Below are 14883 nucleotides of genomic sequence, written 5' to 3'. Positions count from 1 at the left end.
GTCTTTCTGTTCAGTTATCAAAGTTCATTGCTTTCAAACTCAGTATTTATCTGTGTTTGAGAAGCTTTTGTGTCGCTGTCGTATCGCGGCGACTTGATTATAATAGCACCACCCATCACATATGTCAACAACTTTTTTCAATTTTTTTTAATTTTTTTGAGATTTTTGTTGATTTAGCAAAGCTAATTCTTTGCAAAGCCGCGTATTTACTAGCTTTGCAGCATTTTAATATTTTCCTTGATTTTGGAGATTTTTTTATTTTTTACCTCAATTTAATCTGTTTTTCTTATATTTATGGCTTAAAATATCCTTTTCTTTTTTGCAATAAATTGAAATCTTTCCCAATTTATAATGCATTTAAGCATTATTCGTGTCCCTGTCACTCCTGTTTCTGGTTAATTATATCCATTTTTCTTATATATAATGAGCCTGCTACTATGCAGAAGATTGTTATTGCCGCCATAATAATTACTCCCAATAATATGTTATATCCTTCTGGGCTGTATATTCCATTTCTTAAAGCCATACAATATATGGATATAATGAATGGATTATCTGAAAATGCACCTATAATAAGATATGACATCACAATAACATATCCAATGACTGGTGATATAATAAGTCCGACTGTAATCTGGATAATGCAGAAGGTTATTGTCATAAGCAGGCTCATAGCCATAAGACTTATCACCAGACCTGTCAGATTAGTGTTCTGTATAATAATCTGTTTATCCATAGAAATAGCCGAATAGCATACTTCTGGTGTCGGTGCAAGCTTAACGCCTCCTGTGCATATTCCAGCCACTATTATTACAGCATACAATATTGCATAACTTAGCACTGCTGTTAATATGCCCCATATACATTTGCTTATCCACCAGTTAAACCTACTTCCTGTTCTGACGATAATATTCTTTCCAAAGCCATACAGGTCTTTGATGACATAATTGCCGACAATATAAGCTACAAATATATTAGGAAGCATATACACAGAGGATATGTCTACGGTTTTAATCACACCACTATCATATTTCTTAACACCCCTTAACACCCATAAAATCATATCTCCACACGTATACGAGTCAATATGTCTGCTAAAGCTGCATATCATAATAAAATATATTACACATACTGCATATATTATTCCAAGCATTGCAAATCTTTTCCATTGCTGTACAATGCCCTCTCTTATGTCGCTTTTTATCTGCCACCACAACATCCACACTCTCTCCCTTATCTTTTCTGCAAAGTTATAAGTTTTCTGCACAATCTATGTCCCTAAGAATTCCTTTTTCTTAAATCTTACTGCCACGTTCACAAGGACAAATATTATTACCATAACTATCAGCGGATATATTATATTTACACCTAAGTTTAAGCCAACCTTGTATGTATAGCTTGATACCTGATAACTGCCAAATATTAAGCCATGGCTTTCAAAGCTTCTGTCTATAGTAATTAATATTATTGCAGATATATATCCTGCCCATTCTTTATTGGTGCACCACCATACTCCGATCATTACAATTCCCGTTATTAAAAAGCACTGAAATGTCTCTATTACATATGCCACCAGCAGCATAACAAATGATGGCTGTTCTTCACATACTTTTCCAAGCCATTTTGCACAGCGACTATATTGTTCTCCCCAATTATAAAATGTATTTGTCCGCAATAAACCTACAATCGTGGTTAAAGCAAAGACATATACCGTAAAAAACGTACACAAAATGAGTAAATCTATCACGCATCTTTTCCATACATCATTAACTGTGCGTTCCCTGACAACCTGCATTATTCTCTGGTTATGCCTTTCGACAAATAATGTATAAAACAGCAGCAATGGAACACCAAATGTATCCACCACATGCAAAATACCTATTATATAGACATCATATAAGCACGGCACTCCTCCGCCGCTCCCAAGCTGCCCATTAAAATTAATAACAGCAGCAATTGTCATTGCACCTAATATAATAGCTGTAAACCTTGACTCATTTACCCGCAATAAATCAACTAATCTTTTCATCATACCACCTGTTATTGCAATTCTTCACGTTCCATTATTCCTGTCTTATATCCAGTTTAATAAGACTCTTAATCTTCTCAAAGTAGCCTCTGTCCTTGTTTTGATTATTACTTTCGTACATAAATGAAGTTGAAAAATATATATTGTCATATGAAATATCATCTCCATACACCAGATCTCCATATACACCCTTTCCTATATCCTTATCATAACGATATGTATACTGTTCAACCCACTTATCTTCTTCAAAATATATTAACACTTCTTCTTTTTCCTCGCCCGGCTGTAATGTAATTTTAGAAGCCGATTTCAAAGTAAATGCATCTGGTGCATTTGCACAAATAGGTCCTCCATCATTTGTCCCTTTCAAGCGTCTGTATTTCATCACAGAATTCTCCTTTTTTATGCTATACAGACTCAGGCTGTGTATAGGCAATGTGTATTCACTATTATTCTCATTTTTTATACTAAGCTTTACAAAAAGCGCTTTCCTCTCAACCCCACGTTCACTGTCTAATATATTCCCCTGTTCATCTATATAATCATCTGTTTCTACATAAAGCAGGAAATTTCTTATATTATCATATGCCGCCTGTGATGTAAGCTGTCTTAAATCACTAAAATCATCTGTAATAAGGGCATCTGTAACTGTAAATGATAACGTATCATTTCTACTACCAATTGTAACCTTAGCCGTCTCCCCAGTCTGTACCAGTTCCGGCATATAATTTTTATTGCACTCCTTATAATCTTCTGTATATACGCGTGGTGAATTGTCAGAAACCATATCTGATTGTCCAGATGATTCACTGCCATTTGATTTTGATGATGCATTTTCCATCATCTGATATATATCATCAGTACTTTGGCTGCTACAGCCTGATACCAGCATTAATACACATAAAATAGCAAATATTATACTTTTTCTTTTCATAAATAAACTCCTCTTTACAATCCCTTAATATCATCAAGAACTATAATTTCGTGTACAGGATAATTAGACAGTACAATACGAATCTGTGACTTTTTCAACATCCATCTTCTATCATCCCGCAACACTCCTTGTGACATTATAAAATGCAATACAATTTCCCTTTGTTCTTGTGCTTTAAGCTTTATGCTTGTCAATTCTCCATTTTCCATCACTTCTCCATATATTAATACGCCAACAGGATATATCTCCAATCCAAGATGCTCTAAAAGTGTTTTTGATAATTTGATTTCCTTATCTGTTTCATTCTTAACATCAATCTTCGCTATAAAATAATAAGTATTACTATTATTCCCGTTATCATGGAGAAGTTCTGATCCATATTGGCTGTTCGCTTCTTCCTGCGGCATATATTCTACAGAATTAACTTTTATGCTCGTATCGCCCGCCCTTACCCATTCTCCAATTGAATGTACCTGCTGCTCTGGCTTTGGAAATCTTTTATTGACATCTATGTAACCTACAAGCCACACACCAGATACTACTAATATCAGGCAGGCTATAACAACACGCTTTATAATTCTCTTTTTAGAGTGCATCATTCTTCACCCCTCTCCACACATATATAACAAGATCAAACAACAAAACCACGCATATAAATATCACATAACTCTGCCAGTAATTTATTGCCACCTGATCAATCCTGAACAATCTCCATGGAGCCGCCCCTTTTATATATCTATATTTAACAGGAATCCATGTTGAAACTGCATTAATGAATTCACATAATACACTTGGAAACAACAGTACAATAAATGCATTATTAACATACAGCGATACAACGAGAGACATTGTTGCCATCAGTCCTGCACATATAAACTGGAGAATAAAATATAACAAATAATATATATACGGATGTGAGAATAATATATATGACCATATTCCATTGCCATTACAGGGAACAGTATGACTAATTGCTATAAAAGATGGCATCACTGCTGATGTAGCAATCAGATCCAGTACTAACGGAGCAACTGCCGCCGTTCCACCTGTAAGAAACACTGCAATATATTTGGCTGATATGTAATTAATCTTTTTGGTTCTTGTATAATAATTCTTTACAATCCCCTTTTTATAATCTGTATAATATGTAACGGCATAAGGCACAACAGCAAGTAACGGAATAAGCCTGACATACAATGTGTAATGCCAGCCTTCACCCATTGCCATCCACATATTATTAACATTGGCTACTGTTTCAAGATTACCTGTTTTATAAAAATGTAATGGATCGAGTGCCGTTGGTAATACCTTCTGAAAAAAATGTAATGCACTTATAACTATACCTATCAGGAGCGACACTTTTAAACCTGCACTTTTAAACGCCCTCTCCAGCTCTATTTTTAACATCTGCTTCATAATATCCTCCATTCCTGTGTTAAGCCCAGCCGCATAAAAAAATCCAGCACATAGATTCTAATCTCTATGCACTGGATTATATCATACGCATTTTGCGATATTCGGTTAATGTAAAAAGTTGTATTCATTAATGTAACTTTTTGCACATCAAATGCTTATCTTGGTCTGATACACATTTTCAGACACATTTTCCTTATAACTTCCTCCATATTTCTTAACAATACGGCGCACATTATTAATGCCCCTGCCGTGATCTATGTAATATATGGCTGGCTTCTTTTCTGTATCTTTCAGGTAATTATTCTCTATTATTATTATAAGCTTTCCTATGCTCTCTGTTATAATTATATGTATATAACCACCTGTATTAATATTATTCACAGCTTTAATGCTGTTGTCTAACAGATTACCTATTATAACTCCTAAATCTCCCATATCCACACTAATCTGCTCTGGAACTTCCGCCTCACATTCCACCGAAATGTTATCAGCAACACCACTGAGCTTGTATGTCAGAATGTTATTGATGACAAGATTATTACAGTATATTTTCCCCTTAACCATATCGACACTTCCTATCATTCCGTCTAAATAATCAAGTGCCGCACTGCTGTCATTCTGTACTATAACACTCCTTAAGGAACTAAGCCTGTTCTTGATATCGTGCCTTATATCCCTTAATTCTTCCTGTCCTGATTTGATATTATCGTATATTTCCCTGTTAGTCTGCCGCTCACGTTCAAGCATAATAATCTCATAACTATGACGGCTGTTCTGTTCAATCATATTAATAAGCATCGCTATTATGTTAGTTATGCACCATAGAATAATAAGAACTGACAGCACAATTGGTCTTGTGTCAACATATTTATATGCCATTTTGCTTACCATAATACATGCCACAGTTATGCCAAGTGATGTCACAGCTATAGCTGTCCCTGCAAGCCTTCCAAGCTTTATGCCTATATATTTATCATATACATCAACAAGTATTACAATCAGTATTCTTACCATAATAATACAGCTAATTTCTCTACTAATGTCTGAACTGTACTTTTCAATTCTCGTAAGAGAACAGTTCTCCAATATCAGACGAACCAGAATATTAACAGTAACCGACATACTTATATGATATGCCGTACTGGCTGTTACCGTGTATACATCAAAAGCACTATACTTAAAACCTGCAAGCATAATAACAAGAAGAAGTATATACATCGTATAGCTGTTGTTAATCAGAAAACTGTACATACATAATATATCAACTGCCGCCAGAAGAATATTATATACATAATAAACAGCTATTTTAAAATAACTTAACAGCCGTACATTAAGCCCATATGAACTATCTGCTGGTTTCAAATGTTCCACATATATATAATTCTTCTGATACCCAATATATATAATATAGTCTATTATACCTGCCAGCATACACAATAAAAACATATGATTATCTAACATATCTTAAGTGCACCTCTTAATATTAAACTACCAGAGCCTTCTGCTTTTGCCTCTCTCTGATGTTATATAGCTCGTATAATCTGTCATAAAATCGTTATATCTTCCACGTCCCAAGTCCAGTCTTATCTCTTTGCCATCTACGCCTCTCCTGCACCAGACATTGGATTTATCAACCCTGCTTACATATCTGTAATTAACAATACAGCCACTTCTTGTCTTTCCAAATATCAGCTCTGGAAGTTCATTATATACATCATTAATCTTTCCATAGAACTGATATTCCATATTAGTGGTTATAAGGTTAATTATTCTTTTGGACGACTCCATATACACGATATCGTCATAGTATGTGCTGACTAACTCTCTGTTACATCTGAATATAAGCTTGTCATCTCTTGAATTAATAACCTCTTCAAGCTGTGTTACAATCTTGTCCACCTTCTGCATTGTAACAGGCTTCACAATATAATTAAAAGCGTGTACATCAAATGCTTCCGCCATATAATCTGTATGGCTTGTCGTGAACACTACTATTGAATTAATATCTGACTGTTTAATATTCTTTGCCAGCTCTACACCATTATCCGCCCCAAGTTCAATATCAAGAAAATAAGCATCATAATGCTTATTGTTAAGTTCTCGTTTTATGTCATCTACGCCAAAATATACATCTACTTCTGCTTCACATTCTGTTTCCCTCAATCTGTCATCAAGAAGATGTTCCAATGTTCCCGCCTGTATCTTATCATCTTCACATATAGCTATACGCATATTATTCCTCTGTCTATGATATTATCATCTTCATTATAATATTATTATCGTATATAAATTCCAAAAAGCTGCTGCTATGAATCTGTGCAAGTATATCCGAAGCCCATACATTATTGCCAAATGCTGTAACTATTGCAAATACTACCCACACTATAATAAGTCCTTCAACTATACCTGCTATTGTTCCGCACAATTTGTCAGCCTGATGAATAACCGGAAGCCTGCTTATTACGCCTGTCACTCCCATAAACACCTTAAGAATTATGTATAATATAACAAATACTATGCAGTAGCATATTGCATTAATTATGATAGCACTAAGCTGTGCTGCAAATATCTGTGCCGCCATCTCTTTTATTGTAACCTCAGCCGATGTTCCAGCTGAGTCTAGTATTTTCATAGCTGCTGACTCTGTTATATTGTCAGAAAGGCTCTGTGGAAGCTTCATATATTCACTTATGGCATCAACCTTTGATTGTATCGCATCCTTGTATACAACAGTACTGCTGTCTATAACCTGTGAATCATCTTCTCCATATTTCCTGCCGTCTTTTATGATATTTTCATATATACTCTGTGTAATACGCTCGTCCATATCCGTATCATTCTTTACTTTTTCACTTACTATTGGTGATGCAAATGTTGTGACAGCTATTGTTATAATCATAGCAACGAGTGATGCCGCCATTCTTATTGCACCTTTTTTCATTCCATTAAAAGCCGCTATACATAAAATAGCCGCAACGCATATTAGTACCATATCATCTCCTGTTAAATATTATAAAATTACCATTATATTTCATATAATTCATTATCCGTCATTGAGTCATTCCAGACATTATTTATTATCTAAATTGTAGTTACTTGAGTTTAATATTCTGGATATACTTGGTGTTAATTAATATATATTCACCTCTTGTACCTGTTGGAAGTACCTTACTAGCCGGCATATCAAAGCTCATATTAGCAACATTCTTTCCTTTAAGATTGAATACAGAAAATGAAGTCGAATTATTCATAACTACACTTGAACCATCAAACTGTATATTATCAACCTGTGTTCCGAATTCAGCTTCACACACCTTTGAACCAGAAAAATTGTATACAACCATTTTGTATAATTCTCCTGAGTCTGAGTTATCCAGCACAAGGCCAATATAATCTGTGCCAAAGAATACCCTGTCTATTGTATTATCTATCTGTATTTCCTTTTCAAGACTTGGATATTCCTTTATCTTATATATGCTTATTACATTTTCTCCAACTGCTACCGCTATATTATTGCTTAAGAACTGGACATCTCCAACAAGCACGTCATTATAATGATTGAAACCACCAACAACTCGCTCAGTTTCATTCTGTCCCACCTCCGAAAAGTTGTAGAACACCACATTAGTCTTAATCTCTTCACCGCTTACATATACATATGAGGCGATAAGCTTGGCTGAGTCGTTGGAAATACTTATATCAAGCGGATATCCATCTCCTGCAAGTGTTGTCTTTACACTGTAGATTTTATTGCCTTCCTTGTCATACATATTGATGTAGTTAGCTTCATTATCTTCAAGCACTGCCGCAACTGCTCCATTAGCTGCAACCTCAATCTGCGATATGACAAGTGAAGTATCTACTTTTCCTATATTGCCATTTTTATTAAAAATATATATCGTATTGCCGTTAATATCTCCTATTGCAACACAGTCCTCACATATCTTAACCTGCGGCTTCTGCATAGAATATGTCTGGTTCCACAGTGCCTTGCCCTTGGCCGTATAATATGCTGCACCATCATTACTGTATCTTATATAACCATCACCATATGCTATATAGCCAGAAGACTCAATATCTTCCCTGTTAAGAGAACCTGTAACTGAATACGAGGTAAATACATATCCATCAATAAGCCTCATAACAAGCACTACCGCAATTGCGATTACAATCACGCCAATAGCAGCTATTATTACCATATGTCTTCTATGCTTCTTTATTCTGTGTTTGACAATCTCATCATCTTCCGTTTCGTGCGTCGCCGCCTCCGAAACATTATTCATCTGTATTACTTTTCTTGCCGGAGCGTTCTTATCTCCATTAAATCTTGAACTTCCTGAAATTATATCAGCCATCTGTTGTCCCCTTTATTATAATCAAGGCTTAAAAGCTGATTTTATTATACATTATCCCCATAAATATTCAAGGAAGTTTTATTTCTTGTCCTACATATAGAACATTGGCATCATCTAATTCATTATACTTAAGAACCTCTGTATATTTAGTTGTAGTTCCATAATGCTTCTTGCATATGCTCATAAGCGTATCCCCTGTCTTTACCGTATATACATAAGCTGTATAAGCCGCCGTATCATCACCAGACGAAACACCCTGTGCTGTCTTAGGGGCCGTGCTGCTGTCAGAGCTGTTCTCATCACCCACGCCATTCGCATCGTCTGAGTTATTCAAACTTTCCGAACTATTCGCACTACCGGAGTTTCTTTCTGTGCCGCTGGAATTACTGCCTGCATTACTGTAGTTATCCGCATTTTTCATATTATCTTCGTTCTGTGATGTGTCTGTATCGCCTTTAGTTGGATACACATCTCCTGACAACTTGTTCACTGTAACCGTGTCATCCTGATTGTCTGACTGGTCTGTATCATTTCCCGACATCTGATTCATAAGAGTATTAATCGACTTGTCGAACTGCTTCATCTTCTCATAGCTGTTCATAAGATTAATTCCAATAACAATTATGACCACAACAAGAAATGTACTCATAACATACATAAATGAATTACTTTTCTTCTGTTCGTGCAGCTCATCTTTTTCTTTGATTACATTTCTTATTGTCTGCATAACCTTATCAGTCCTGGAATCCTCACAGGATTTCTTTCCATTGCGTTCAAGCATATATTCCTGCATTTCATAATTCCGCTCATAGAAACACACATACCCTTTCTGTTTTCTAAGACTTCCATTTTCATACAGGTAAAAATGCTCCTCTTTACAGGCCGTATCCACAAGATATAATGTCTTCATCATACCCGCAAAATTATCAAGATGGATTTTCTTAAGCCTTGCCATTCTCTCACTTGTTAAATCTGGCACAACTGCAAACCAGCCCACAACCGACAGATTTGGAAAATATTTCTCTGTATCTGAATATATTCTGTTCCATACATTTTCATCAAAATGTATTCTCTCCCCCTTATCCTCTACAACAGATTTAATTACCCCTTTTACAAATACGCATTTTTCCTCACTGTCCTTCTGCAGCTCGCCTAACAACACGCCAGCCTGCTCTATCATTGGATTATTATATGCAATAGAATTGATGTATGTAAACGCATAATCTTCTATGTATATTTTCTTATCAGAGCTTACATCACCTATCTGCTTTATATTCTTTGGTCTTCTTATGCTTGTCACACCTTCTTTTACATGGTGCGAATTCTTATCCGACTCATCTTTATTACATATAATCTCAATCATACCCTCCTCATTCCTGCGCTGATATTAAGCAATAGACACACAACAATACATTCTGACAGCGCACATATGTATTGCCGCATTAGGTATGTCCACTTTTGATATTTGCATAATAGCACCATAAACTTAAGAATTTTATCATAATATGTCGGCTGTATAATTTAATTTTATTTTTTGTAATATTTTTTGATGCCACTAAATATATTATCTTAAAAATATATTGCAAATTGTGCGAAGAAGTGAGGTCTTATGAATTATTATTTTGATTCTTCCAGCGAAAAAGCTGCTTTATTATTAAGCATACGACTTAAGTCAATAATAAACACTAAGAAGAAGCCTAATCAGGAAATCATAATTCTATGTATTGGCAGTGACCGCTCAACCGGCGACAGTCTTGGACCTCTTATTGGGTACAAGCTAAAGAAGGCACCTCAATGTGGATTCTACATATATGGAGATCTAATGCATCCTGTACACGCAGGCAATCTTCAACTATATATAGACAAAATCAATGAAACCTTTGTTGATCCTTTTATTATTGCGATTGATGCTTCTCTTGGACGTGAAGAACATATCGGACTTATCACTTTAGGAGAAGGTCCTTTAAAACCTGGACTCGGGGTCAAAAAAAAGCTGCCTGAAGTCGGAGCTGTTCACATTACCGGAATCGTTAATTCTTCCAGTAATTCTAATCACTCCATACTTCAGACAACCCGTCTTTACCTTATAATCCAGCTTGCTGATGTAATATTTAACGCACTCAATGCACTGCTTATATCGGGCAATATATTAATTATTACCCCAAAAACTATAGCCTGATGGTTATTTCCTATTCTTGTATACAGCCATTGCCTGCGAAATAGTCTGTGCTTCTCCTGAACTGATAATATTATCAAGTTCTGTTAAGCGCTGGACATTAACAAATTCTTTACCAAGATAAGCTTCATAATTAGATGATATATATATTCTCTGCTGTTTGATGAGGTCATCTAACTTCATATATTCATCTTTCTTCTTGGCAAGTTCTTCTCTCATAAGATTAAGCTTATCTAAGTATCTGCCCTCTACCTCTTTAACAAGGTCCGGCTTTACAGTTTCTTCAAATTCCCTTAAAGCATTCTGCTTCTCTTCCTCGGTCTTTTTAATATTATCACCGATAGAATTAATTCTGTTATCAAAGCTTTCAAGCCCATACATAGCTTCGTCTTTATCTTTCTTGATTGAATGTTGTGTCTTTTTGATTATTCTTTTATTATCCCTTATCTTATACCTGGTATCCCTTGCCGCCATAATAGTATCCTTATGTGCAAGTATAAGGTTAATATATACGCTTCTTCCAATTATAAGAAGTAATATTCCCATCACGCCAGCATATATAACCGGTACATATGCTGGTATGACTGGTAATAAATATAATGCCGCAGGTATTAATGCAAATACTATGAGCAGAAATAAAGTATACACTAATACATCTCTGACTTTTCTTGAAATATATAATGCCATAAAAAATGAATTATTAACAATACGAGGTATATTCTCCTGAATAAATGCTTCATTAATCTCATTCTGAAGGCTCTTATTCTCAGCTCTTAAAGATGCTGTCTCAGAAGCTATTCGCTCTTTAATCCCCTGCATCTTAGCTTTATCTCTGTCTGCCTGAACCTGCTTAATTGTGTCTTTATCCTGTGAAACCGCTTTATCATAACCTGCACATATAGAGTCCGTACTTTCACTTATTCTTGACGAAATCTCATCTTCCATAGCTTTAGTGGTGCTATCTATCTCCTTGGTTATATCCCTGATACTTACTGACATACGCTCAAGACGTTCTTTCTTTTCAGCGTGTTCATTAATATCGCCAAGAATCTGCTCTAAAACCTGCTGGTCACCATTGAGTATATTCTGTTCTGCCATTATCTGCCTCTATTTTATATTAATGGTTTCTGTAGTAGTTAATAAGACATCCGTCAAGAATTATCTCACGCTCATCATCTGTAAGCTCATCCATTTTAAGTTCAAATTCTTTCATATCTTTGTTAACTACATATGCTTTCATTGATGTAGCCTTATTCTTAACCGCATCAGCTATCTTAGGTATAAAGATATAATCTCCATTAGTAAATGGAAGTTCTCCCTTATCTATTATAAATGGAAGCATACCCCAGTTAATAAGGTTAGAACGGTATCTCTTAGTAGCGTACTCATTAGCTATATTAGCCCATCCGCCAAGAACCTTCTGACATGATGCTGCCTGCTCTCTTGCCGAACCATCACCTGGCTTAACTGCAAATATTGTGCTTCCAACACCAACATTTTCTTTGCTTACATCATAAGTTTCTTTAATCTTATGCATAATATCTCTTAACTCTGGAAGTGCTTCTCCCATACATTCGCCAGCTTCTCTTGCTTTCTCTGCCTTCTGTACTTCTTTAGCACGTCCAACATATGCTGGGTCTTTTCTTGAAAGAGCAAATTCTGCAAGTCCTAAAGGATTAGAACGGTATGATGATGTCTCTCCTGATGGGATAAGTTCATCTGTTGTTGTAACTGGGTCGTGAATTTCTGATACAACCTTAATGATTAAGTTCTCTGGGAGTGCTACCATCTCTGGCCAGTCCTTAATATTAGGTCCAAACTGTATTTCCTGTTCTGGGTCTGCTACACCCTTGCTGTCAAATACTCTGTTAGCATATATAGCACTATCAAAATGATATGTTGGTCCTGTGAATTCTACATCACAATCTGTAGCTGCTGTAAGGAAGCCCTTATTAGCTGCTGTAGCTGCAATAGATCTTGCATCCATAAGTGCAACTGATGATATCTGTCCATTCTGTAACTTAGAACCTTCTCTGTTAGGGAAGTTTCTTGTAGAATGTCTGATAGAAAATGCGTTGTTTGCAGGAGTATCACCAGCACCAAAGCAAGGTCCACAGAATGCAGTCTTAACAATTGCACCTGTCTCCATAAGGTCAGCAAGACGTCCATTTCTTGCAAGCTCCATATATATAGGTGTACTTGCTGGATATACGCTTAATGTGAACTCGTCTGCACCTATTGAATGGCCTCTTAATATGTCTGCTGCCGCACAGATATTCTCAAATCCACCACCTGCACAACCAGCGATAATTCCCTGATCTACATAAAGCCTGCCATCTTTAATCTTATTAGTAAGCTTGAAGTCTACCTGTCCGTCAAGACTTACAAGTGCCTTCTTCTCTACATCTCTTAAAATATCCTCAAGGTTAGCATTAAGTTCATCAATAGTATATGTATTACTTGGATGGAATGGCATTGCTATCATTGGCTTAATCTTACTAAGGTCAACATATACAACTCCGTCATAATATGCGACACTGCCAGGATTAAGTTCCTTGTAGCTCTCGCTTCTTCCGTGTATATCATAGAATTCCTTAATCTTTTCATCAGTTCTCCATATTGATGAAAGACAAGTTGTCTCTGTTGTCATAACATCAACGCCAATTCTGAAATCAGCACTTAAGTTAGACACACCTGGTCCAACGAATTCCATAACCTTATTCTTAACATATCCGTTAGCGAATACCTCACCTATAATTGCAAGTGCAACGTCCTGAGGACCTACGCCCTTCATTGGCTCACCTGTCATATAGATAGCTACAACACCCGGCATATTAATATCGTATGTCTTATTAAGAAGCTGTTTAACAAGCTCTGGTCCACCTTCACCCATTGCCATAGTACCAAGTGCACCATAACGTGTATGGCTGTCTGAACCAAGTATCATCTTGCCGCCTTCTGCAAGCATTTCTCTTGCAAACTGGTGAATAACGGCCTGATGTGGAGGTACATATATTCCGCCGTATTTCTTAGCACATGTAAGTCCAAACATATGATCATCTTCGTTAATTGTTCCACCTACTGCACATAAACTGTTGTGACAGTTAGTAAGTACATAAGGTATTGGGAACTTCTCAAGTCCTGATGCTCTTGCTGTCTGTATAATTCCTACGAATGTAATATCGTGTGAAGTCATCTTATCAAACTTTATCTTAAGCTTGTCCATATTATCTGATGTATTATGTGATTTAAGAATTCCATAGGCAATTGTATTCTTTGCCGCCTCTTCACTTGTGATATTACTGCCTGTCTTAGCAGCTACCTGTGCTAATGCTGTCTGGCTATCTTCAATAATTTCTGTTCCATTAATGAGATATGCCCCACCTTTGCTTAACTTAACCATTGATTATTGTTCCTCCTGAATATTATATATGTTATTAAACATCTAGCTATTAATTATATGCTTATATTTTATAAATAAGGTGTAACCTTATTCTTTATAGCATTAATAACATCTTCTTTAGCTTCTCCCGGCTTCCAGCCTACATTAACTGTATCATTCTTATATCTAGGAATGATGTGCATATGAAAATGGAATACCGTCTGGCCTGCTGCCTCGCCATTATTCTGTACTATATTAAGTCCTTCATAATCCAATGACTGTTTATATGCTTTGGCAATCCTTGTAGCAACCTTAAATACATGAGCTGCTGTATCTTCGTCCATAGAATATATGTCATCATAATGGTTCTTTGGAAGAATTAAAACGTGTCCATCTGATGCAGGACCTGCATCAAATATAACTTTTACAATATCATCCTCATATAATGAATTAGTTGGTATGTCTCCATTAGCCAGCTTGCAGAATATGCAATCATCTTTTTTCATAGAGCATATCTCCTCCCATTTATTATTTACTTATTTTATGTTTCAGTATATACTCGTATAATAACTTAAAGCAAGGTGGATTACA

General features: G+C 35.9%; 14 protein-coding genes. 1 reads left to right on the top strand and 13 read right to left on the bottom strand.

All coding sequences use genetic code 11. The annotated features are described in order from the left end of the window. Nucleotides 1-379: 379 nt before the first annotated feature. The 10 genes from WMO14_RS11690 to WMO14_RS11645 form a co-directional block, all read right to left on the bottom strand. Nucleotides 380-1267, bottom strand: coding sequence for a DUF2705 family protein (locus WMO14_RS11690; RefSeq protein WP_318295693.1), 888 nt, complete (start codon nt 1265-1267; stop codon nt 380-382). Nucleotides 1268-1270: 3 nt separating this feature from the next. Beyond that, the gene (locus WMO14_RS11685; RefSeq protein WP_055306940.1) at nt 1271-2029 is read right to left on the bottom strand and encodes a hypothetical protein; all 759 of its coding nucleotides are present in this window, start codon (nt 2027-2029) and stop codon (nt 1271-1273) included. Nucleotides 2030-2063: 34 nt separating this feature from the next. Further along, nucleotides 2064-2963: a hypothetical protein gene (locus tag WMO14_RS11680; RefSeq protein WP_055177594.1), complete on the bottom strand. Its 900-nt coding sequence runs from the start codon at nt 2961-2963 to the stop codon at nt 2064-2066. 14 nt (nt 2964-2977) lie between these two features. Next, on the bottom strand, nt 2978-3562 hold the full coding sequence (locus WMO14_RS11675; protein ID WP_349153876.1) for a DUF5028 domain-containing protein: 585 nt from the start codon (nt 3560-3562) through the stop codon (nt 2978-2980). Next, complete coding sequence (locus WMO14_RS11670; protein ID WP_022502445.1) at nt 3549-4379, bottom strand: hypothetical protein; 831 nt, start codon at nt 4377-4379, stop codon at nt 3549-3551. The genes WMO14_RS11675 and WMO14_RS11670 overlap by 14 nt, the downstream gene beginning before the upstream one ends. A 147-nt stretch (nt 4380-4526) precedes the next feature. Then, nucleotides 4527-5840 carry a GHKL domain-containing protein gene (locus WMO14_RS11665; RefSeq protein ID WP_349153875.1) on the bottom strand — a complete coding sequence of 438 codons (1314 nt, stop codon included), beginning with the start codon at nt 5838-5840 and terminating at the stop codon, nt 4527-4529. A gap of 27 nt (nt 5841-5867) precedes the next feature. Then, nucleotides 5868-6611, bottom strand: coding sequence for a LytR/AlgR family response regulator transcription factor (locus WMO14_RS11660; protein ID WP_022502447.1), 744 nt, complete (start codon nt 6609-6611; stop codon nt 5868-5870). A gap of 13 nt (nt 6612-6624) precedes the next feature. Further along, nucleotides 6625-7371 carry a CvpA family protein gene (locus WMO14_RS11655; protein ID WP_022502448.1) on the bottom strand — a complete coding sequence of 249 codons (747 nt, stop codon included), beginning with the start codon at nt 7369-7371 and terminating at the stop codon, nt 6625-6627. A 100-nt stretch (nt 7372-7471) separates the two neighbouring features. Continuing rightward, nucleotides 7472-8734, bottom strand: coding sequence for a DUF5711 family protein (locus WMO14_RS11650; RefSeq protein WP_022502449.1), 1263 nt, complete (start codon nt 8732-8734; stop codon nt 7472-7474). A gap of 67 nt (nt 8735-8801) precedes the next feature. Then, entirely contained in the window at nt 8802-10097 is a 1296-nt protein-coding gene (locus WMO14_RS11645) for a LysM peptidoglycan-binding domain-containing protein (protein ID WP_349153874.1), read from the bottom strand. Between the two features lie 246 nt (nt 10098-10343). On the opposite strand from WMO14_RS11645, the gene yyaC reads away from it, so the two are divergent. Then, complete coding sequence (gene yyaC, locus WMO14_RS11640; protein WP_022502451.1) at nt 10344-10913, top strand: spore protease YyaC; 570 nt, start codon at nt 10344-10346, stop codon at nt 10911-10913. A 3-nt stretch (nt 10914-10916) separates the two neighbouring features. On the opposite strand, the gene WMO14_RS11635 is transcribed toward yyaC, so the two are convergent. The 3 genes from WMO14_RS11635 to WMO14_RS11625 form a co-directional block, all read right to left on the bottom strand. Beyond that, nucleotides 10917-12008 carry a hypothetical protein gene (locus tag WMO14_RS11635; RefSeq protein WP_055306944.1) on the bottom strand — a complete coding sequence of 364 codons (1092 nt, stop codon included), beginning with the start codon at nt 12006-12008 and terminating at the stop codon, nt 10917-10919. A 19-nt stretch (nt 12009-12027) separates the two neighbouring features. Next, nucleotides 12028-14313: a hydratase gene (locus WMO14_RS11630; protein ID WP_022502453.1), complete on the bottom strand. Its 2286-nt coding sequence runs from the start codon at nt 14311-14313 to the stop codon at nt 12028-12030. Nucleotides 14314-14381: 68 nt separating this feature from the next. Then, nucleotides 14382-14798: an HIT family protein gene (locus WMO14_RS11625; protein WP_349153873.1), complete on the bottom strand. Its 417-nt coding sequence runs from the start codon at nt 14796-14798 to the stop codon at nt 14382-14384. Nucleotides 14799-14883: the final 85 nt, after the last annotated feature.

It is taken from the genome of Lachnospira rogosae (ex Hitch et al. 2025) (genome assembly GCF_040096455.1).
GTDB classification, from domain to species: Bacteria; Bacillota; Clostridia; order Lachnospirales; family Lachnospiraceae; genus Lachnospira; species Lachnospira rogosae.
The sequence above is the reverse complement of the archived record's forward strand: the minus strand, read 5'-3'. Positions and strand labels throughout refer to the sequence as shown.